Raw genomic sequence first — 21,510 nt, forward strand, 5'->3', positions numbered from 1 at the left:
GCGTTTTGCAAAGGTATTAGATTTTTAGCTTTTATACAGGTTTCTAAAGATTTTCAATTCCGTGGAAAAAAGAACAGGTCAAAAAAAGCTTACCAAAAAGACCGGAAGCAGTAGCAGTATCCACAATAATCCTTCCCTGAACCATTTGTCATCTGACACCTGAAAATAATTGGTCACTATAATAGCCAACGGTGCAAAAAAGAATAGCAGTTCACTACTGTTTTTTGTGGGAGCAACTATTGCAACTGTAATAGACAGAAGTGTGAATAAAAGGACCATAAACAAAGGAGTCTTATTCGTTGCACTGGATTTCTGGATCACACTCAGGTAGAAAAATGACGTCCATAGTGTTAAAGCCAGTAATAAGGCCAGGGGAATAAGGATCACAGGCTCACGATAAGCCGAAAAATCAAAATTACTGCTCTGAAACCAGGTTGAAAAAGTATAAAAACTGTCATAAATATAAAGATGAACCGAAGTTACAATCGATAAAAGGGTAAGAAAGGCAATGGGCGGAATCAGCCAGCTTTTAAAGCGATAGCCTTCGTGAACCAGCACTCCAAAGTAAACCAGGAACAGGAAAAGGATACTCCAAAAAAAGAACAGAGACGCTAAACAGATCCAGAAGGTAGCATCGAAGATCTTTTGGACTGTTTGTCGCTGGCTCTTTAGACTGATGATCCTACGGAGAGATAGCAATACCAGCAAGTTCGCGATGATAACGTCGTTGTTTTTCAAACTTGCCAGAAAGAGACAGGCAAAGACTGCAAATAAAATGGTCTTGTATGAATTGCGGCTGGTAAGCTCATTTCTTTTGGAAATAAAGTTGACCATCACCACACTTAGCAGTAATAAAACGAAGATCCCGGTTTCCTTGAAAAAGCTAAGCAGCGAAGTGCCAAACAGCTCGTTGAAGTTGGCGACCATAAAAAAACTCATCATGTAAACGGCCACGAGAACGAAGTTTATGGGCCTGGATTTGCTAAAAAAGCTTGTTAACATTATGGTTTTTTATATTTTTGTGGTTCTAAATATAACTACTATGAGGGATTTTTTCGAGGGTATACAGGCGTTTTTTGAGGATTTTGCATTTGCTCCTTTAGATTATTTAAGAACTCTGGAATTAGAAAGTTGGGCTTTGGCCAATATCGTGAACTGGTTGTTCATGCTAATTGGTTTTGTAGCATTCCTTTACTGGATGAAGCAATTGAAAGACATCAACGACCGTAACGAAGAGAACCGTGATTCTACGGCTCACTCGTTCTTAGGATAAATCAAATCCCAGGTCCTTTCTAAAATACATCTTATCGAAATGTAGTTTATCTGCATTTAGGTAAGATTTTTTTAGTGCCTGTTCGAAATCATTTCCAAAGGAAGTGATAGCCAAAACTCTCCCTCCACTGGTCTTGATCTTTCCATTCTCTTCGGAAGTACCCGCGTGAAAAACTATTGAATCCTCTACATTTTCAAAGCCGGTGATCTCCTTGCCTTTTTCATAAGCTTCGGGATATCCTCCTGAAACCAACATCACTGTAGCGGCAGATTCGGCTTTCAACTGAAGCTTCACTTCATTCAACTTTCCTTCAGAAACCTTTTCGAAGATCTCTACCAGGTCAGATTCTATTCTTGGCAAAACAACTTCAGTTTCAGGATCTCCCATTCGCACGTTGTATTCTATCACAAATGGATCCTCCCCTACTTTGATCAGGCCTATGAAAACAAAACCTTGGTAAGTGATCTTGTCCCTTTTCAAACCGTCTATGGTAGGTTTGATGATCCTGTTCTCGATCTTTCTCATCAAATCGGCATCTACGAAAGGTACGGGAGAAATGGCTCCCATTCCACCGGTATTCAGGCCGGTATCCCCTTCCCCTATTCTCTTGTAATCTTTGGCGGTAGGGAGAGTTATGTAATTTTTCCCGTCGGTCAACACAAAAACACTCAATTCAATTCCGTCTAAAAACTCCTCGATAACCACAGTAGCACTGGCTTCCCCAAATTTTTCATGGGCAAGCATGTTTTCCAGTTCAGTCTTTGCTTCCTCGAGATCTTTCAGGATCAAAACTCCCTTTCCGGCAGCCAGACCATCGGCTTTGAGAACATAAGGAGGTTGCAAACTTTCAAGGAATCTCTTTCCGGCATCCAGGCTTTTTTTCGTAAAACTTTGGTAAGCAGCAGTGGGAATATTGTTCATCGCCATAAATTCCTTGGCTCGCTCCTTACTTCCTTCCAGCAACGCGCCTCTTTTGGAGGGCCCAATCACAGCGACGTTTTTTAGAGCCTCATCTTCAGCAAAAAAGTCCTGGATCCCAAGAACCAAAGGATCTTCGGGACCTACCACCAGCATTTCGATGTTTTCTCTTAGTACCAGGGCTTTCACAGCCTCAAAATCGGTCACTTTTAATGCAATATTGTTCGCTATTTTTGCAGTCCCGGCATTCCCCGGAGCCACAAATAATTTATCGCATTTTGGACTCTGAGAGATCTTGTATGCAAAAGTGTGTTCACGGCCGCCCGATCCTAATATTAAGATATTCATAACTGGATTTTTTAGTTGTTGCGTCAAAAATAATTGTTTGTAAATTGAAGCGCCAATTAATTGGCATAAAAAACAAAGTATTTTAAGGTATTGAACTGGTTTAGCCTCTCTTTACAACTCAATAGATTTCCTATCAATAGGGCTAAAAATGCCCTATATGAGATCCTTCAAATTCCCGAATCGGAATTTGAGGACTATGTGGAGCGCAAAAAGAACGAGATCGTCACCTATCACCTCAATAACACTCCGTTTTACCGGGAATTCTTCGGAAACAGAGGTTTTGGCGACTGGGAAAACGTTCCCATCATGCAAAAAGCCGATCTGCAACGGCCTCTAAAAGGTCGTTTCAGCAAAGGGTTTTCCTCCAAAAACGTTTATGTAGGTAAGACTTCCGGGTCTAGCGGTCATCCCTTCATCTTTGCCAAAGACAGGTTTTGCCACGCCCTTTCCTGGGCCGAGTTCAATGACAGATACCAGTGGTATGGCATCAACCTGGACAGCTCTACCCAGGCACGGTTCTACGGAATTCCGTTAGATAGCTTCGGATATTTTAAGGAACGCCTTAAGGACCGCTTCGGATTCAGATACCGATTCCCGATTTTCGACCTCAGCGACCGAAAAATGGAAGAGTTCCTGAAGGATTTTCAGAACAAGAACTTTGATTACATCAATGGGTACACAAGTTCAATAGTTTTGTTTGCGAAATTTCTTCAGAAGAAAGGTATCATTTTGAAAGATGTAAACCCCAACCTGAAGTTGTGTATCGTGACCAGTGAAATGTTCTTTGAAGAAGACAAAAAGCTGCTTGAGAAACAATTTGGTGTGCCGGTAGTAAATGAATATGGAGCCAGCGAACTGGGATTATTGGCTTTTCAGAATCCACAAGGGGAATGGGTGCTCAACAGCGAAACCATGTTTGTGGAGGTAGTCGATGAAAAAGGAAAAGTTGTGCCTCACGGGGAACAGGGTCGTATCGTTATTACCTCACTTTATAACAAGGCCCATCCATTCATTCGCTATGAGATAGGGGATACAGGATCCATGTCACCTAAATCGACCTTCAAAAAACCGATTTTACAAGACCTACTAGGAAGGACCAATGATGTTGCGGTACTGCCCAGCGGAAAAGTGGTTCCCGGGCTCACATTTTACTACGTGACCAAGAGCGTGATCGAAAAAGATGGTTTTGTTAAGGAATTCATAGTCCAACAAACAGCTCCAGGCGCATTTAAAATAAGCTATGTATCAGAAGATCCGCTTTCTGCTGATAGGCTAAGAAAAGTAGAAAAAGCCATGGAAACCTACCTGGAAGAAGGGCTCGATCTCACCTTTAATCATAAGCGTACCCTCAGCCGGAATAAAAGAGGGAAATTAAAGCAGTTCGAGATCCTATTTTAAGCTCACTTTTTGACGGCTTTTCACGAAGAATTGCTCCCATAAGAACAACAACATCCTAAATCCGCTTTTTAGAGCAGAGAATCCCAGCACCTTTCTATAGACTTGATAATTGTAACTTAGCATTTCCCACTTGTTCCCTGAAATGGAATGCTTTCTCATTCGGTAATAAGCCAGGGGCTTTGAAATTCCCTTAGCATTCCCGGCCTTTTTGGTGGCTAGCAGCCACAAGCCCCAGTCCTGTCTTTTCCTAATTAGCGGACAATAGATCTTGCCCAGCTTTTTGGCATTATAGATCCCCGTAAGGTTGCCAACATAATTGGCTTTCAGCAATTTTTTAAAAGGAAGGTCAACAAGAGCCTTGATCATTTTGTGGAGGCGTTTTCCCTCTTCGTTTATAAGTTCATAGCTGGCATAACATACCTCAACATTATTCTTGTTCATAAAATCAAGTTGCACTTCCAGTTTTTCAGGTTTCCAAAGGTCATCAGCATCCAGGAAACAAATGTAATTGCCTTCAGAGGCTTTGATGCCTATATTTCGGGCAAATCCCGCCCCTTGATTAGTGGGTAAGGGATGTAGTCTGATCCTTTCGTCCTTTTCAAGCAATGCCTTAACGATCTCTATTGTCCCGTCTTGAGAAGCATCGTCGATTACCAGTAACTCCCAGTTTTCAAAGGTTTGTTCCTGTACGGACCGAATACTTTCAGAAATAAAATGAGCCGAATTATAGGCCGGCATCACAATAGAAACTAGAGGATTATTATTCATTAAATGAGTTTTGAGTTCATTCCCTGCTTCTATTATAAAAATATCTTTTGAACGACCAAATTCCCTCGGAAGGATCCCATAAACTTGTTATTTCCTGATGTGTTCTGAAAAATCCTTGTGAGCGCTTTTGTGAAGTTCTTCTTCAGTAAGCCCTTTAAAATATTCGTAGGTCTTCTGCATACCTTCACTTCTGGATACTTTCGGTTCCCATCCCAGGATGTCTTTTGCCCTTGTAATATCAGGTTGACGCTGCATAGGGTCGTCTTCCGGAAGCGTTTTATAAACCACCTTTTGATCTGTACCTGTAAGTTTGATGATCTCCTCTGCAAAATCCCTGATGGTGATCTCATGAGGATTACCAATATTTATAGGATATACATAATCGCTCAATAACAAACGGTAAATACCGTCTATTTGATCATCTACATAGCAGAAGGAACGGGTTTGAGAGCCGTCCCCAAAAACAGTAAGATCTTCCCCTCTTAAAGCCTGACCAATGAAAGCGGGGATCACCCTTCCGTCATTCAGCCTCATTCTTGGGCCATATGTGTTAAAGATTCGAACGATCCTTGTTTCCAGTCCGTGATAACGGTGATAAGCCATGGTAATGGATTCCTGAAAACGCTTGGCCTCATCATAAACTCCGCGGGGACCAATGGTATTCACATTCCCATAGTAATCTTCATTTTGAGGATGTACCAAAGGATCTCCATATACTTCCGAAGTGGAGGCAATAAGAATACGGGCATTCTTCTCCTTTGCCAATCCCAGCAGGTTATGAGTTCCAAGAGAACCAACCTTAAGGGTTTGAATTGGAATTTTAAGATAGTCAATCGGGCTGGCTGGAGATGCGAAATGCAGAATATAGTCCAGTTTTCCGGCCACATGCACGAACTTAGTCACATCATGGTGGTAAAATTCAAATTCCGGAAGTTTAAATAGGTGTTCAATGTTTCTTAGATCACCCGTAATAAGGTTATCCATTCCTATTACTTCATAGCCTTCCTGAATGAATTTATCACAGAGATGGGAGCCTAGAAAACCCGCGGCTCCGGTAATTAAGATCCTTTTTTTCATGGATTATTTTTAACAGTCTGAAATTAATCAATTTTTAAAGGCCTGCAAGACTTTTCCACAAATCGGAACCTGTAAAAATTGATTTAAGAATAATTTAACCCAAAATAAGCACTATATAAAACTCATTCCGCAGCTTAATGACTAAATTTAATAGGGAATTAAAAAAATTGTGCGGATATGAAGAATAGATTACCCCATTTTCATGTAAATGTAAGTCCCACAGAACGTGCGATATCGCTTTTCTCGGGGGCATTTTTCCTGGTTGATGCCTTTAGGGGAAATAAGAAAAGTATTCTGGAAACTGCTTTGGCCGGCTATCTGCTCTACCGGGGTGGCACAGGAAACTGTGCTATTTATAACGCCCTGGGAAAAACCAAACCTGATAATCGCAGCCGAAATGTAAACATTCAGGTGAGACAGCTCGTCAACCGACCCCGGAAACAGGTGTATGAATTCTGGAAGAACTTTGAAAACCTGCCCCTGTTCATGGAACACCTTGACAGCGTAAAACACCTAAATGATAGTATCTCTGTTTGGGAATCAAAAATTCCGGGAGGACTGGGCACACTGCGCTGGAAAAGTGAGATCGTAAAAGACAGGCCCTATGATCTCATTGGATGGCATTCGCTACCCGGATCTTCTGTGGTGAGCGCAGGGAAAGTTGAATTTAAAGAAGTGATAGAAGATGTTACCGAAGTACACGTAGTTATTTCATATCACGCTCCCGGTGGTATTCCCGGGGAAAGTGCCGCCAGAATGGTCAATCCCATTTTTGAAGAAATGGTTAGGGAAGATGTCAGAAATTTTAAATGGTATATGGAACTCAATACTCCGTTAACCGAGATCTGAAATTAGCTTCTCCAAACTAACTTTCCAGTCCTCTACAGGAGTGCTGAAAGCATTCTGTAACTTCTCCTTGCTCAAAACGCTGTATTCTGGTCTTGTGGCGATCGTTTGAAAATCGTTGTTCACCTTAAGTTGAGAATTGGTTTTCATGTGCTTTAGGATCTCTTCGGCAAAATCATACCAGGTGGCCTCACCCAGGTTACTATAATGATAAGTTCCGAAGTTTTGATTGTCATTAGCGATCAATTCAAGTATAAATTCAGCAAGATCATATGCGTTCGTAGGAGTTCCTTTTTGGGTGGTGGTAATGTTCAATTCCTCCCCTGCTTCAGCTTTTTTGCGAATGGTATTAAAAAAATTATGTCCGATGTCTGAATAAAGCCAGGAAGTCCGGAAAATAAAATAATCCTCCATCAATCCTCGGATATATTCCTCTCCCATAAGTTTAGAAGCCCCGTAAACATTGAGCGGACAAGTCTCGTCATCCTCGGTATAAGGAGTTTCCTGCTTACCGTCAAAAACATAATCGGTTGAAATGTGAATCAAGACACAGTCATTTTCCGCGCAGTTGGCAGCAAGGTTCTTCACCGCTTCGGCGTTTATAAGATAGGCCATCTCCTGCTCTTTCTCTGCCTGCTCAACTTTGGTATAGGCTGCGCAGTTTATACAGTAATCGAATTCGTGTAATCTCAGGTAGGCACTTACAACTCCAAAAAGTGTAAGATCCAGATCATCTGAAGATGCGAAAGTGAATTCCAATTCCTGGTATCTCGAAGACAATCGTTTAACGCACTGCCCCAACTGCCCAGATGCACCCGTTACCAGTACCTTTTTCATAGACCTAGTTCTTTAAAAGTGGGTAATTGAGCGTCCTTTTCGGAAAGCTTGATCTCTTCTTCAGGAAAATCCCAGTCAATGTTCAGGGTTGGATCATTCCATATCACACCGCCATCTGCTTCCTTGTTGTAATATTGGTCACATTTATATGCGAAAACAGAGGTTTCCGAAAGCGTTATGAAGCCATGAGCGAATCCGGCAGGTACAAATAGTTGGAATTGGTTTTCATCGCTTAAAACCACTTTAAATGACTTTTTAAAGGTCGGAGAATCAGGTCTCAGGTCTACAACTACATCCATTAATTCTCCAACCACAGCTCTCACCAGCTTTGCCTGGGCATGATCCCCGATTTGAAAATGAAGCCCTCTTAAAACCCCTCTTTCAGAAGTTGACTGGTTATCCTGTACAAAATGAATGTCCAGGCCTGTGGTATCCTTAAATCGCTTTTCATTGAAACTTTCCATAAAAGTTCCCCTTGCGTCGCTAAACACAGCAGGCTTCAGAATAAAACAATCTTTTAAGGGTGTGTTTTTGAGCTCTAACATTAATCCAGTTCTAATAAATATTCACCATAGCCACTCTTCAACAAAGGTTGAGCAAGTTCATGTAATTCTTCTTTTGTAATATAGCCCATTTTAAAGGCTGTTTCTTCGATAGCTCCTATCTTCAATCCCTGGCGTTCTTCGATCACCTGTACGAACTGAGATGCTTTCATAAGCGAATCAAAAGTTCCAGTATCAAGCCAGGCTGTACCTTTATCTAAAATACTGACCTGTAATTTGCCTTGTTTCAAATAGGCATTATTGACATCTGTAATTTCCAGTTCATTCCTGGAAGAAGGCTTAATGCCGCGAGCTATTTCAACTACCTCATTATCGTAAAAATAGATTCCCGGCACCGCAAAATTAGATTTTGGGGCTGAAGGTTTCTCCTCAATGGAGATCACTTTGCCAGTGGAATCGAAGTCAACCACTCCATAACGCTTTGGATCCTGCACATGATAGGCATAGATCAAACCTCCATCTGGATCATTATTGCTTTGCAACAAAGTATCCAGCCCGGAACCGTAAAAGATATTATCACCCAGTATAAGGGCAACTTTTTCTTTTCCGATGAAATCAGCGCCAATAATAAAAGCTTCTGCCAGTCCGCGAGGTTCATCCTGAACCGCGTATTCAAAGGTGCAGCCGAATTTGCTTCCGTCACCAAGCAGTTCCCTGAACAGCGGCAAATCTTTTGGCGTAGAAATTATAAGAATTTCCCTTATCCCGGCCATCATGAGGGTTGACAGCGGATAATAGATCATAGGCTTGTCGTAAACCGGCATCAGCTGCTTGCTGACCGCGAGTGTTAACGGGTGTAACCTGGTTCCGGAGCCGCCTGCTAGAATAATTCCTTTCATTTCTTATATTTTTCAAGATACCATTGAATGGTCTTTTCAATTCCGGTTTCAAAATTCTCATCGGCCTTCCATCCAAGTTCATCCTCAATCTTTGAAGCGTCTATGGCATATCGCCGGTCGTGTCCCGGCCTGTCATTCACAAAAGTTATCAATTTAGAATAACTTTTGCGATTTTTTCGAGGCTCCAATTTATCTAAAAGATCACAGATCTTTTGCGCTATATAAATATTCTCCCGTTCATTACGACCGCCAATATTATAAGTTTCGCCCAACTTCCCTTTTTCAAGGACCAGGTTAATACCCTTGCAATGATCTGAGACGTATAACCAGTCGCGTACATTCTTTCCGTCTCCGTAAATTGGGATTGGTCCTTCATTTAAGGCTGTCCTGATGATAGTTGGAATAAGCTTTTCATCATGCTGATTCGGCCCGTAGTTATTGGAACAATTGGTCGTGACCACCGGCATTCCGTAAGTATGAAAGTAACTTCGGACCAAGAAATCTGAAGCTGCCTTAGATGCCGAATACGGACTATTAGGAGCGTACGGAGTCTCTTCGGTAAAAAGTCCTTCTTTGCCCAGGGTTCCGTAGACCTCATCTGTAGAAACATGTAAAAATCTGGCACTTTTGAATTCCGCTTTCAGACTGAATGGTTTTTCCATCCAAAGCTTATAGGCATTCTGAAGCAGGTTAAATGTTCCCGAAATATTGGTCTCAACAAAAGCTGAAGGATCCAGAATAGAATTATCCACGTGAGATTCCGCAGCAAAATTGATCACCTGCTGAAAACGGTATTTTTCAAAAAGCTCCTTTACCAGAACCTTGTCACCAATATCGCCTTGCACAAAGGTATAATTGGAAGCATTTTCAACCTCCAGGTTATCCAGATTCCCAGCATAAGTAAGTTTATCAAGATTGACGATATGAATATTCTCTTTGGTCGCATACATGTTGATATAATTGGACCCGATAAAGCCGGCACCTCCCGTCACCAAAATATTCTTTATGTCATTCTTCATATTACTTCGGAAGTTTTATGATTTGAAAATTTGTTCCAGGATCTTTTCAGTGATCAGGTAAGTAGGTTTCACCCCTGTGGTACCCAAACCACCAGAAGCTAATGTGCTTCCTGTTTCCAACGGATTATCTGAAGCGTAATATGCGTACCTCACTTTCACCTCATCACTAATGCTGCCTCGTAATTTCGCGGCCGCCTGAATGGCTTTCTGGTAATGCACTCCTTCCATTTCAAGACCTACCACATTCCAGGTAGACTCATGGAAGAACTTTAGAATATCCTTATTCTGAAGGGAAGTACCCAGAACAGTGATCATGGAACCGTCACAAACATTGATGCCGTGACCTTCAAGATCTGCTTTGGTCAATTCATTTGTAAACGGGTAGTTATCTGCAGTACCTTCAAAAAGGTGTGCAGATGGTATCATAATATCCCCTTTTCCGCCGACCAGGATTCCCGCTTTCCCCATGATAGAAATAGACGCCACATTCATAAGAATGTTTCCGTCTTCAGTTTCATAAGGTTTCAGCATTTCATCCATGGTCTCATAAGCCTGTTCCCCAAATGCGTAATCCATGACCATAAGAACCGGCTTTTCTTCGTCTTTCAGGTTCTCATTTAACTTGAACTGACTATTCAGGGATTCCAGTTTGGCCGTATCAAAGATCTGTACGTCAATGTTCGTTCCACTGGTGTCATTTATAAAGGTCATTCCTTCTTCACCGGCCAGTTTCATCACTTTCATTCGTAACTTCCCGTTGGCACTGTTGCTAAGGTCCTCGTAAATAGAAGAAATTGATTTCTTTTTAAGTTCGGTTTTGAGAGCTTCCGGCGCGTACAAGGTGTTCATCACACTGTGCATGTTGGCACTGATGATATGTAAAGGCCTGTGCAAAAGATCCTTTTCAAGAAGGACCTCTTTGATCTTGTTCGCCCAGATCTCCCCGTGAATATGGTGTCCCAATCTTTCCCTTAAAACCGGACTAAAGGTCACTATACGCTTATTATTATTCAGCATCTCATCCATGGCCAGTTTTCCTAACCAGTAAACAATGTGAATAAAACGTTCGTTATTTTCCTTAATGCTGAACATTGGGTATATCGTGGTCACCTCCCTGAATGTTCTACCAAGAATATTAGCGGTATGTGTCAAAGCAACCTCTCTCTCAGCCTGGCTAAGAGGTTCCTCACTAAGAACCGCTCTTTCAAGCTTTTCCCAGTCTCTTGAGACTCCTCCTTCTTCATCGATCAACACCCTGCGCATGATCTTATGGGATTCAATGAACAGGAAGGTAAGGTGAGTCAGGATATCATAGATCTCAGATCGCCCGCGGGTGATCTCAATGTTCATTTGTTCATCGTCGATCCTGTAACAATTGCGGCGTCTCTTTGGAGGGACAATAGGTTTAAAGTGTGAATTCCCGTAACCTTCATCACTGGTAAGGTTTATAAAACGGCATTCCTCAAGGCCAATTGGTAGACGATCGATCACGTAAAGCAATCCGTTCAATTCCACCTTTTCTTCAGCTACAGACCCATAGATCTCAGGTCTAAGGATCAATAAAGCTTCCCTTAAGGTCTCTCCCGAAACCCCCATCGGTTTATAAAATCCACGATTAAACAGGTGGCGCATGGTGATGTACATTCTTTCAATGGCATTGGAACTCTCCTGAGCTCTTGTGCGTCCCTGTAATTTTATCTTACTCATATATTCTAAAGTCTTTTTTATAGTTTTTCGAGGACCTCAGCGATCTTACGATCATTGGATAGTCTCGGTAATTTATTTTGTCCTCCCAGTTTTCCGATTGATTTCATATACTCCTGAAATCCTCCTTTAGGAACCGGGGTTATTTTTAATTTCTGAAGCACCTTCCCCTCAATAAGATCAAAGTAATAGGAGTTTTGCTTCTGAAGCGATTCATCCAGATCTCTGGCTAAGGCATTGATATCTTCCGGTTCTTTTTCGAATTCTATGAACCATTCATGATACGGCAATTGCTCTCCTTCGGGAGTGATCTGTGGAGCAACAGTGAATTCGGTTATTCGCACATCTGTATCTATTGTGGCTTCCTGCATAGCCTGTTCTACCTCCTTGGCGATCACATGCTCTCCAAAAGCCGAAATAAAGTGTTTGATCCTTCCGGAAACGATCACTCTGTAAGGCTTTAAAGAAGTGAATTGTATGGTATCTCCCAAATTATAAGCCCATAATCCTGCATTGGTCGATATGATCATCACATAGTTAGTGTGAAGTTCCACCTCTCCAATGGTCAATCGCTTCGGATTTTCACTGAAGAATTCATCAGCCTTTACAAATTCATAGAAAATACCCGAATCGAGCTGCAGCAGCATTCCTTTCTCATCCTGTTTGTCCTGAAAAGCAAAGAATCCTTCCGAAGCAGGAAAAAGCTCAATACTATCCACTTTCCTGCCTATAAGATTTTCAAATTTTGCGCGGTACGGTTCAAAGTTCACCCCGCCATAAATAAACAGATTAAAATTAGGGAAGATCTCCCCTACTTTTTTACCGGTCCTGGCCTGTAAACGCTCAAAATACATCTGTACCCAGGAAGGAATTCCGCTAATCACGGTCATATCTTCATTTACGGTCTCACCGACAACAGCTTCTACTTTGGTTTCCCAGTCTTCAATACAGTTGGTTTCCCAGCTAGGCATGCGGTTTCTTTGAAGATATCCAGGCACAAAATGCGCGACGATCCCAGATAAGCGTCCTAGTTTGATGCCATTCTTCTCATCTAGCTCAGGACTACCCTGTAAAAAGATCATTTTCCCGTCTACAAAATCAGATTTTCCGGTGTTATGGATATAGCAAAGAATAGCATTCCTGGCCGCGTTGATATGCGTGGGCATTGATTCCTTGGTAAGCGGAATATATTTCGCACCACTGGTGGTTCCTGAAGTCTTGGCGAAATACAAAGGTTTTCCAGGCCAAAGTATATCTTCTTTCCCCGCAACCATTTGGTCAACATACGGTTTTAATTCCTCATAATCCCTGATAGGAACTTTACTGGCAAATTCTTCGGAAGAAGAAATATTACCGAAATCATGATCCTTCCCGAACTCTGTGTTTTTCGCTTTCTTGATCAGTTCCCTGAATACCTTCTGCTGAGTTTCTTCAGGTTTTGAGGCCCAAGAATCTATTTTCCGTTGGATATAGGATGCAAATATTTTAGCTGAAAATGACTTTATAGACATAAATATTATTGAAAATCAATGAAATCTGTAGGGTTAACGGGGTGTCCTTCACTCCATAACTCAAAATGCACGTGCGGCCCGGTCGAAAATTCTCCTGTTGATCCTGCAGTTGCGATCACCTCACCTTTCAAAACCCGCTCTCCCTGTTCTTTGGTAAGGGAAGAATTGTGTTTATAAGTTGAAATAAGTCCGAAGCTGTGTTCTACTATGATAACGTTCCCCGTGGCCGAAGTCCAGCCTGCAAAGATAACCGTTCCGTCTGCAACAGATTTTACGGGTGCGTTATTGGTCGCGACTATATCAACTCCAAAATGTTTCTTCTTAATATCGTAACCTTCAGAAATAGGTCCTTTAATTGGAGGGAACAATGCATAATTAGCTTTAGTAGTAGCCGTTTCCAGGAAATTGTATTTGTCCTCCTGCACCACTATATCTCTTAATAACGAGTCTTCCTTAGAAGGAGCAAGATCAATATCCTGCGGATCTATTCGCTGACTCTCCAGAAGCGAATCCCTGTTGAACTCAACAGATTTCACATCACCTGAAAGCACCCTTTTTATAGAGTTAAGATATTGATTATTCACATTCACCACATTTTGAAGCGAATCGGTCTTATAAGCCAGAGCTACTGCTTTTTGTTTCAGCTCGGTTGATGAATACCCTGGGATATATTCCCTAAGGCCGGTAAATGCAATTAGAACAGTTGTTCCTGCAATAAGCAAGATTCCTGTTACACTAGCCACAACAAACACATTTAGGCGGGTAAGTTCGAAGGATAATTTCTCTTCAAAAGTATCCTCATTAAGGATCACCAGCCTGTACTTGTGGAGTAGCTTTTCTGAAAATTTCTTTTTATGTTCTCTATTCTCATCCATAGTTAAGGGGCTAAGGCAAAGATAGGATAAAGTTAAATTTAATCTGCTTTTCTATATACAGAAACCATTGATTTAAAGTTTTATTGCTAACTTTGCGGCACAAAATTTATCGTTATGAACGCAGTTATTTTACCATGGGTTATTGGAACACCGCAAATTATATTTATAGTTATTGTGGTGTTGTTATTATTTGGCGGAAGAAAAATTCCTGAATTAATGCGTGGATTAGGAAGCGGAATCAAAGAATTCAAAGATGCTTCTAAAGAAGATGAGCCAGCAACCAAGCCTGAAGAAGATCAGAAAAGATTGTAATATTTTATTACCTTTTGAATAGTAAAAAACCCAACTTTCGTTGGGTTTTTTCTTTTGGTATTATTTGATCTTCGCCGATTTCAGAATGGCTTCGAGCTCCTGCATATGATCCCGTTTACTGGCTGAAGGTTTGAACGTAAAGCCTTCAAGAACAACATAACGGTTATTCTCTTGATCTAGTACTGCATAGTTTACAAAAGGGCCTGCCATAAAAGCACCTTTTACTTCCCAGGTTCCTTTAGTCTCCCACGCGAACTTCCCGTCAATTTGTGATTCAAACAAATAAGGCGCATAAGCCTCCTCAGTTATCATGTAAGTTCCCTCCAGTGGTCCCGGAATATGCGCTTTCCCAATGGAATCACGCATTGCAATGATATTTCCAATTACATTAGTATCCTTTTGAATGGTTCCTAAAGGGACTTCATACACAAGGATCTCAAGACTACCGTTAGGGATGTCTTTTCTGATCCAGTAGAAACCATCCTCCTCTTTCGCATATCTATAAGCTGTCGGGAATTTTAGAGATATTCCCAACTCTTTTTCAAGGCGTGTATCATCTTTTAAAGACTTCTTGATACGACGTTGTTTTTCTTTGATCTCGGTCGCCTTTAAAGTGCTGATTATTTTTTCGGAATGTTGCTCCAATTGGTCAATGATCTCCTGATCTGTTTGTCCGGAGATCTTGATCCCCGTTTGAGGCCTTGCATATGGGTTTTCTGCCACTTTTACATTCGCTTCTTTTCCTTCTTCGACCTTCAAGAAGATCCTGTTCTTTCTAACAAAGCCTGAAAAAGCTTCGGGCGGCATCTGGCTAATTGAGAACAATGGCTCTTCCTGAGGAAGACCGTCTACCGGAGCCGCAAGGATCCTTCTTATGGCCTCTCCTACTTCTCCGTTCCAGAGATCATTTTCAATGATCACAGAAAGATTATTGATGTTTCCGGAAGAGTTTGACAAGATTACTTTGTTTTCCTTGTCATCTCCACAGGAGGTTAGAACAAATAAAAAGCTGAATAAAAAAATGGTTATTTTTCTCATATTGGTCAATTTAGGAAGGCCTAACCTTCCGAAAGTTTAAGTTTCATACCAGGTTTAAGACTGCTGCCACGCATGTTGTTCAGGTCTTTGATCTTTTGTACCGTCACTCCCGGGAATTTTTTCGAAATACTCCACAAAGAATCTCCCTTTTTAACGGTATAGAACTTTGGTGACGAACTACTGCTTGAAGAAGAACTACTAGATGCAACCACTTTTCTTGGATAAATGGTCAATCTCTGACCGACTCTAAGGTTATTGCTTCGCAAGTTATTCCAGCGCTTGATCTGGCTTACCCCTACACCATATCTCTCTGCAATACGGCCCAGATAATCGCCATTTTTAACCCTGTATCGAATCCGTGAATCGGTATCAACCAGCTGTGGTAACGGTTTTTCCCTTTCCTCCAGTTTTGCCTGAGCATATTGATAGATCGCTTCTTCATTATTTACAAAGAAACCCGATCTATTACGAGGTAAACGCAAACTGTAGTCCTCGTCTGCGATATAAGGAATGATATCCAGTTTGTAACTTGGATTTAGGAACTGTAAAAGTTCTTTTTCCACCCCCGTTACTTCTGAGATCTGGTCAAAGGTCAACAGCTTTTTGGTGTGAATCGTATCTGTTTCAAAGTAAGTTGTGGCAGGCCTTTCGGGCTGAAATCCATGTTCTTCGGCATATTCAAATATATACATGGTAGCCAAAAATGCAGGCACATATCCCGCTGTTTCACGTGGAAGATATGGTCTAAGATTCCAGTAATTGTTGGATCCGCCGCTTCTTCTAATGGCTTTTGAAACATTTCCGGGTCCTGAATTATACGACGCCAGCACAAGGTCCCAATCCTCAAAAACCCGGTAAAGGGTAGACAGGTACTGGGCGGCTGCTTCCGTAGACATCATTGGGTCCATACGTTCATCAACATACGAACTTACATCCAGACCGTGCATCTTTCCGGTTGCAAACATGAATTGCCACAAACCGGTTGCTCCAACCCGCGAACGAGCCCTGGGGTTCAAAGCAGATTCAACAATAGCAAGGTATTTGACCTCTAAAGGAATATTATACTTATCGAGTTTTTGTTCAAACATCGGGAAGTAATAGTCACTTAAGGACATAAGTCTCTCCAGTCCTTTCTTATTTCTTTTTAGATAGGACTTAATGACATTCTCAAGTATTGGGTTGTATTCAACATTGAAGGGTGTCTTAGCGTTGAGCTTCTCCAGTCTCATTTTGAGAGTATCTGTAGGCAGTTCATCAAAAACCACTTCGTTGTACTCTGAGTTTACAAGCGAATCCTGTAAACCGTCATAAAGACTGGATTGAAAAAGCTCTTTTTGCCATAGAGAGTCGATCATCGCGGCTCCCGGATCGTCTAAGAGTGCATAAACAACAGAATCTTTTATAATTTGGTGGATAGGAACATTGTTAGCGATCTCTACGTCATCACTGTTCATTAATAAGAAGAAATCCTGTTCGGGTAAACGAATAGTATCTGTGGTCTCCTCTGTATCCTGTTTCTTTTCATTATTCTCTTCGGTTCCTTTTTGCTGACCGAACAGGGTTACCGTCGTCAGCAAAAGTGCAAAAGGAAGAACTTTTCTCATCATAGGATTTTGTATTAATTTACATCAATAACGTACAGGCCTTCAATTATCGTACCTCTTTACTTTTTCATGGCCTCAATTCCAGGAAGACTTTTTCCTTCTAACATCTCCAACATAGCGCCACCACCGGTAGACACATAGCTTACCTTATTTTCAAGATTGTATTTTTTAACAGCTGCGACAGAGTCTCCTCCACCTACCAGTGAGAAAGCTCCTTTTTCGGTTGCCTTCACAATATGGTCTCCTATGGCGATAGTTCCTTTAGCGAAAGGATCCATTTCGAAAACTCCCATTGGACCGTTCCAAAGAATGGTTTTTGATTCTTCAAGAACCCTCCCGTAATTACTAATTGTTTCAGGACCAATGTCAAGGCCCATCCAGCCATCAGGGATTTCATCTACAGGAACAACTTCAGTATTTGCCAATTCAGAAAAACTATCGGCTATTACCGAATCTACCGGTAAATGTACTTTCACACCTTTATTCTTCGCAGATTTAAGGATCTTTAAAGCAAGTTCCTGCTTGTCATCTTCCACCAAAGAACTTCCAATCTTTCCGCCTTGAGCTTTAATAAATGTATAGGTCATCCCACCTCCAATGATCAGATGATCGATCTTTTCAAGAATGTTCTCAATAACGGTGATCTTGGTTGAAACTTTTGCGCCTCCCAGCACTGCTGTCACAGGTTTTTCAGAATTACCCAGTACCTTTTCGATACTTTCAATTTCCTTAGCTAACAGATAACCAAAACACTTATCATCAAAGTATTTTGCGATTATAGTGGTAGAAGCGTGAGCACGGTGAGCCGTTCCAAATGCGTCATTCACATAAATATCCCCTAATTTAGAAAGGTCTTTTGCAAACTCATCATCTCCCTTTTTTTCCTCAGAATGGAAACGCAGGTTCTCTAAAAGTAATACTTCTCCCGGCTGCAATTCATCGGCAGCATCTTCGGCTACATCTCCCACACAAGCGGGGACGAATTTTACACGCACTCCAAGAATTTCAGAAACCTTGCTTACAATGTTCTCAAGGGAATACTTTTGTTCCACACCTTCGGGTCTACCCAGGTGAGACATTAAGATGGCACTTCCGCCATCCTCCAGAATTTTGATGATGGTTGGTTTTGCAGCTTCGATTCGGCTGGTATCCCCAACTTCAAGTTCGTCGTTCAACGGCACGTTGAAATCAACTCTGATTAATGCTTTTTTATTTTGAAAATTGTAGTCATCTATAGTTTTCATAGCGTAAGTTTTGATCAAATTAAAATTTTCTCTAAGATATAAAAGTGTAGATAAATTTTATCTTTGCTTATGCTATTTTCTCAAGTATTAGGCCTTCCGCACATAAAGAATCACCTGACCACGACCGCTGATAAAGGCCGGGTTCCTCACGCGCAACTTTTTGTGGGTTCTGCCGGAAGCGGCACTTTGCCCATGGCGATCGCTTACGCACAGTACCTACTATGCAGGAACACAGGAGGTGAGAATAATTCAGGCCTTGAGGCCTGCAATATTAAAATGAACAAATTGTCGCATCCCGATCTGCATTTTGCTTTCCCGGTTGCTGCCAATGATAAGGTCAAAAAAAATCCGGTTTCGGGGAATTTTTTAGAGGATTGGAGACAATTTCTGGAAAATGAACCCTACGGAAGCCTTTTTGACTGGTACCAAAAGCTCGGAATTGAAAATAAGCAAGGGCAAATTGGTGTAAATGAAGCACAGGAAATCGTAAAATCACTTTCCCTGAAGGCATATGAAGGAGGATATAAAGTGATGATCATCTGGATGGCCGAAAAGATGAATACAGCAGCTTCAAACAAGCTTCTTAAATTGATCGAGGAACCACCGAAGGATACACTGTTCATACTTATTACCGAAGAAGAGGAAAGCATCATTCAAACCATTCGTTCCCGGTGTCAAACTCTACACTTCCCCCCTCTCAATGAGGCTGTGATAGCCGATGGTTTAATGGCCAACGAAGGCAGTGAACAATCTGAAGCATTGAAGATCGCACACAGGGCAAACGGGAATTATACCAGTGCACTAAATATCCTGCGACATAATTCGGGAGATGAACAATTTGAAGAATGGTTCGTAACCTGGGTTAGAAGCGCTTTCAAGGCAAAAGGCAATAAAACAGCGATCCAGGATCTTATTAGCTGGAGTGAAATGATCGCTGCCACCGGAAGGGAAACTCAAAAGAAGTTTCTTCTGTTCTGTCTGGATTTTTTCCGACAGGCATTGCTTCAGAATTATCATGCGAAAGAACTCGTTTTTATGGAACCCCAGGTGAAAGGTTTCTCTCTTGAAAAGTTCTCTCCTTTTGTGAGCGGGAACAATATCATGGGGATCACCAAAGAACTGGAGGACGCCATTTATCATATTGAAAGAAACGGAAACGCTAAGATCATACTAACAGATCTATCAATTAAACTAACCCGATTATTACATAGTAATTAAAATTTATGGAAACAATCAACACCAACATTCCAATCTTATTAATTCTTCTTTTTACCGTAATCACTTTTTTACAGTCCGGGCTGGATAAGCTTATGGACTGGAAAGGAAATGTAGCCTGGCTAAAAGGGCATTTTGGAAATACATTTTTAAGTGGCATGGTACCGCTACTGGTTATAACCATTTTAATTTTGGAGGTTATTGTAGGATTCATGGCCATTGGAGGATTCTATTCCCTTCTAATTAACGGGGAATCCTTCCTCGCACTTTGGTCACTAGTGCTTGCCGCTATCACCTTATTGATGCTACTGTTTGGACAGCGTGTAGCGAAAGATTATCCCGGAGCCTTTACTATCACGGGATATTTCATGGTCGTCGTCTTCGGGCTGTATCTTATCACCGCATAAAAAAAGGGTTCCGTTCGGAACCCTTTTTAAATTGTAAATTTTTGGAATCTTATTCCTCTACTTCAGCTGTTTCTTCTTCAACTTCCTCAGCTTCTTCTGAAGTAATTTCTTTTCCTTCGTTCATCTCAGCAAGGATCTCCTCGGTAATATCAAGACCTTCTTCGGCATACATGATGTTAGCAGACTCATTAGATCCAAAAATGTAAGTATAGTCATTCTCTTCACCGTAAGCTTTTACAAAGTCTTTAACCTTGGTAATAAGTGAATCAACAACCTGGTCGCTTTCCTGCCTTAGCTGTCCGCTTTTCATTTGCTGTTGCTGCTGAAGGATCTGTTGCTTTTGCATTAATTCCTTTTCAGTAGCCTGTCTTTCTGCCTGAGACATGGTAGCCATGTTCGCTTGGTATTCCTGAACTTCCTGCTGAAATCCTCTCGCTGCTGAATCCAATTCCTGTTTCAGTTTGACAGATCTCTCATTGAATTCTGCTTCTACCGCTTTCATTTCTGAAAACTCCTGGATCAATTTTGTAGTATCCACATAAGCGGTCTTATCATTATTACAACTTGTAAACACAACTCCTAAAAAAAGAGCCACAAATAATTTTTTCATCTCTCTGGTTTTTGATTTGAGCAAAAATAAGAAAGGAATTGGTTTCTTCCTCTTAAAGTACCGAAATGTCAACCTATTAGATAAATCAATAGATACTTCACTTCCTATAACAAATTACTATCTAAAACAGCTTTATTAGGCGGAATTTAAGCCCGGGAATAAAAAACAGCAAGGTAAAACCTTGTCAAGCTGCCTTAAATAGGCTCAAAAGGCTTTAAAATGCGAAAATCAGGAATTTTTAAGGAAATAGACCAGGGAAGAATACTCTCCGGTTGAAAAAGCTTTCAAATTAGAAATTAGACCGGTGAAAACCCCTTTTACCGGATTCGGTTTTCCGGATTTATATTTTTCAGAAAGAAGACTTACATAAAAAGAATCGAACATCAATCCTTTTCTAAATTTCAATGTAAAACCAAATTTTCCAAAGATCTTACTGATCGAAGATTGGGAAAAATGATAAAGGTGTCTTGGAACATCATAAGCTGCCCAATTTTCTTTGTACACCTTTGCATCGTAACTTTTGAAATTAGGAACCGCAATAACTAAAAGTCCATCAGGTTTCAAAAGTCGTTTTAATTCCTTGATCTGTACTTCAAGATCGGGTACATGTTCTAGAACATGCCACATGGTGATCACGTCAAATTTACCATTTTCAAATTCTGAAGAATCTTCTCGCAACTCCAGTCCTTTTTTCGAAGCAAGATTTCTTGCATTTGAATTTGGTTCCACTCCAAAAACTTCCCAATTATTTTCTTTGGCCTTCAATAAAAAATCTCCGGTTCCTGCTCCTATATCCAAAATTGAACCACTGGATTTTTTCTCTTGTTGAATCCAGTTCATTTTCTTCTGAAGCATATAAGATTTTACAAGCTGGTAGATCTTATCAAAAAGTGATTCTTTAGAATCGGTGTGAGAAATATAATTTTCGCTTTTATAATACTCCGAAAGTTTGTCTTTTTCCGGACGCGGAAAAGTACCCAAAAGATCATATTCCTCATCTTTATATAATTCAAAAAAACGACCACTTACGGTATGATCTTTACAAACCAAAAAAGGTCTGTCTGAAAATTCAAGTGCAGGTTTAATATCCAAAAGTAATTGCGA

The 21,510-nt window shown here is 41.0% G+C and carries 22 protein-coding genes; 6 read left to right on the forward strand and 16 right to left on the reverse strand.

The genetic code is table 11. The features are described from left to right. Positions 1 to 78 precede the first annotated feature (78 nt). Entirely contained in the window at positions 79 to 1,002 is a 924-nt protein-coding gene (locus tag ACFQ1G_RS10450; RefSeq protein ID WP_380739305.1) for a DUF6427 family protein, read from the reverse strand. 40 nt (positions 1,003 to 1,042) lie between these two features. Between ACFQ1G_RS10450 and ACFQ1G_RS10455 the strand changes: the two genes are divergently transcribed. Continuing rightward, positions 1,043 to 1,273: a DUF6341 family protein gene (locus ACFQ1G_RS10455; protein WP_380739307.1), complete on the forward strand. Its 231-nt coding sequence runs from the start codon at positions 1,043 to 1,045 to the stop codon at positions 1,271 to 1,273. Here ACFQ1G_RS10455 and purD read toward each other — a convergent pair. After that, positions 1,265 to 2,539, reverse strand: coding sequence for a phosphoribosylamine--glycine ligase (purD, locus tag ACFQ1G_RS10460; protein ID WP_380739309.1), 1,275 nt, complete (start codon positions 2,537 to 2,539; stop codon positions 1,265 to 1,267). The genes ACFQ1G_RS10455 and purD overlap by 9 nt on opposite strands. 90 nt (positions 2,540 to 2,629) lie before the next feature. Here purD and ACFQ1G_RS10465 point away from each other — a divergent pair, with 90 nt between their 5' ends. Continuing rightward, complete coding sequence (locus ACFQ1G_RS10465; RefSeq protein ID WP_380739311.1) at positions 2,630 to 3,937, forward strand: phenylacetate--CoA ligase family protein; 1,308 nt, start codon at positions 2,630 to 2,632, stop codon at positions 3,935 to 3,937. On the opposite strand, the gene ACFQ1G_RS10470 is transcribed toward ACFQ1G_RS10465, so the two are convergent. After that, positions 3,929 to 4,705, reverse strand: a complete 777-nt coding sequence (locus ACFQ1G_RS10470; protein WP_380739313.1) for a glycosyltransferase family 2 protein — start codon at positions 4,703 to 4,705, stop codon at positions 3,929 to 3,931. The genes ACFQ1G_RS10465 and ACFQ1G_RS10470 overlap by 9 nt on opposite strands. An 87-nt stretch (positions 4,706 to 4,792) precedes the next feature. Continuing rightward, positions 4,793 to 5,782: a UDP-glucuronic acid decarboxylase family protein gene (locus ACFQ1G_RS10475; RefSeq protein ID WP_380739315.1), complete on the reverse strand. Its 990-nt coding sequence runs from the start codon at positions 5,780 to 5,782 to the stop codon at positions 4,793 to 4,795. A gap of 177 nt (positions 5,783 to 5,959) precedes the next feature. On the opposite strand from ACFQ1G_RS10475, the gene ACFQ1G_RS10480 reads away from it, so the two are divergent. Continuing rightward, a complete protein-coding gene (locus ACFQ1G_RS10480; RefSeq protein WP_380739317.1) occupies positions 5,960 to 6,631 on the forward strand; it encodes an SRPBCC family protein in 672 nt (223 codons plus the stop codon). On the opposite strand, the gene rfbD is transcribed toward ACFQ1G_RS10480, so the two are convergent. Genes rfbD through ACFQ1G_RS10515 form a run of 7 tightly spaced genes read right to left on the reverse strand, consistent with a single transcriptional unit; the run spans position 6,617 to position 13,976 of the window. Next, positions 6,617 to 7,465 (reverse strand): dTDP-4-dehydrorhamnose reductase, encoded by an 849-nt coding sequence (gene rfbD, locus ACFQ1G_RS10485; RefSeq protein WP_380739319.1) that lies wholly within the window; start codon positions 7,463 to 7,465, stop codon positions 6,617 to 6,619. The two genes, ACFQ1G_RS10480 and rfbD, sit on opposite strands and share 15 nt — an antisense overlap. After that, entirely contained in the window at positions 7,462 to 8,010 is a 549-nt protein-coding gene (rfbC, locus tag ACFQ1G_RS10490; RefSeq protein ID WP_380739321.1) for a dTDP-4-dehydrorhamnose 3,5-epimerase, read from the reverse strand. The genes rfbD and rfbC overlap by 4 nt, the downstream gene beginning before the upstream one ends. Continuing rightward, a complete protein-coding gene (rfbA, locus tag ACFQ1G_RS10495) occupies positions 8,010 to 8,867 on the reverse strand; it encodes a glucose-1-phosphate thymidylyltransferase RfbA (protein WP_380739323.1) in 858 nt (285 codons plus the stop codon). The genes rfbC and rfbA overlap by 1 nt, the downstream gene beginning before the upstream one ends. Then, positions 8,864 to 9,874, reverse strand: coding sequence for a dTDP-glucose 4,6-dehydratase (gene rfbB / locus ACFQ1G_RS10500; RefSeq protein ID WP_380740797.1), 1,011 nt, complete (start codon positions 9,872 to 9,874; stop codon positions 8,864 to 8,866). Before rfbB ends, rfbA begins: the two co-directional genes overlap by 4 nt. Before the next feature lie 27 nt (positions 9,875 to 9,901). Then, positions 9,902 to 11,593 (reverse strand): DUF6909 family protein, encoded by a 1,692-nt coding sequence (locus ACFQ1G_RS10505; protein WP_380739325.1) that lies wholly within the window; start codon positions 11,591 to 11,593, stop codon positions 9,902 to 9,904. 17 nt (positions 11,594 to 11,610) lie between these two features. Then, entirely contained in the window at positions 11,611 to 13,101 is a 1,491-nt protein-coding gene (locus ACFQ1G_RS10510) for a GH3 auxin-responsive promoter family protein (RefSeq protein ID WP_380739327.1), read from the reverse strand. Positions 13,102 to 13,106: 5 nt separating this feature from the next. Next, positions 13,107 to 13,976 (reverse strand): M23 family metallopeptidase, encoded by an 870-nt coding sequence (locus ACFQ1G_RS10515; RefSeq protein ID WP_380739329.1) that lies wholly within the window; start codon positions 13,974 to 13,976, stop codon positions 13,107 to 13,109. A 114-nt stretch (positions 13,977 to 14,090) separates the two neighbouring features. Between ACFQ1G_RS10515 and ACFQ1G_RS10520 the strand changes: the two genes are divergently transcribed. Then, entirely contained in the window at positions 14,091 to 14,288 is a 198-nt protein-coding gene (locus tag ACFQ1G_RS10520; protein ID WP_380739331.1) for a Sec-independent protein translocase subunit TatA/TatB, read from the forward strand. Between the two features lie 60 nt (positions 14,289 to 14,348). Here ACFQ1G_RS10520 and ACFQ1G_RS10525 read toward each other — a convergent pair whose 3' ends face one another. Genes ACFQ1G_RS10525 through ACFQ1G_RS10535 form a run of 3 tightly spaced genes read right to left on the reverse strand, consistent with a single transcriptional unit; the run spans position 14,349 to position 18,174 of the window. Beyond that, complete coding sequence (locus ACFQ1G_RS10525; protein ID WP_380739333.1) at positions 14,349 to 15,326, reverse strand: DUF4837 family protein; 978 nt, start codon at positions 15,324 to 15,326, stop codon at positions 14,349 to 14,351. A gap of 20 nt (positions 15,327 to 15,346) precedes the next feature. Next, entirely contained in the window at positions 15,347 to 16,933 is a 1,587-nt protein-coding gene (locus ACFQ1G_RS10530) for a lytic transglycosylase domain-containing protein (RefSeq protein ID WP_380739335.1), read from the reverse strand. A 56-nt stretch (positions 16,934 to 16,989) separates the two neighbouring features. After that, positions 16,990 to 18,174 carry a phosphoglycerate kinase gene (locus ACFQ1G_RS10535; RefSeq protein ID WP_380739337.1) on the reverse strand — a complete coding sequence of 395 codons (1,185 nt, stop codon included), beginning with the start codon at positions 18,172 to 18,174 and terminating at the stop codon, positions 16,990 to 16,992. 69 nt (positions 18,175 to 18,243) lie between these two features. Between ACFQ1G_RS10535 and ACFQ1G_RS10540 the strand changes: the two genes are divergently transcribed. After that, entirely contained in the window at positions 18,244 to 19,392 is a 1,149-nt protein-coding gene (locus ACFQ1G_RS10540) for a DNA polymerase III subunit (RefSeq protein WP_380739339.1), read from the forward strand. 5 nt (positions 19,393 to 19,397) lie between these two features. Further along, on the forward strand, positions 19,398 to 19,796 hold the full coding sequence (locus tag ACFQ1G_RS10545) for a DoxX family protein (protein ID WP_380739341.1): 399 nt from the start codon (positions 19,398 to 19,400) through the stop codon (positions 19,794 to 19,796). A 49-nt stretch (positions 19,797 to 19,845) separates the two neighbouring features. Here ACFQ1G_RS10545 and ACFQ1G_RS10550 read toward each other — a convergent pair whose 3' ends face one another. Together ACFQ1G_RS10550 and ACFQ1G_RS10555 are read right to left on the reverse strand one after the other, a co-directional pair. Next, positions 19,846 to 20,406, reverse strand: coding sequence for an OmpH family outer membrane protein (locus tag ACFQ1G_RS10550; RefSeq protein ID WP_380739343.1), 561 nt, complete (start codon positions 20,404 to 20,406; stop codon positions 19,846 to 19,848). Between the two features lie 228 nt (positions 20,407 to 20,634). Further along, positions 20,635 to 21,498, reverse strand: coding sequence for a class I SAM-dependent methyltransferase (locus tag ACFQ1G_RS10555; protein WP_380739345.1), 864 nt, complete (start codon positions 21,496 to 21,498; stop codon positions 20,635 to 20,637). Positions 21,499 to 21,510: the final 12 nt, after the last annotated feature.

It is taken from the genome of Salinimicrobium gaetbulicola (assembly GCF_042676025.1).
Classification (GTDB): Bacteria; Bacteroidota; Bacteroidia; order Flavobacteriales; family Flavobacteriaceae; genus Salinimicrobium; species Salinimicrobium gaetbulicola.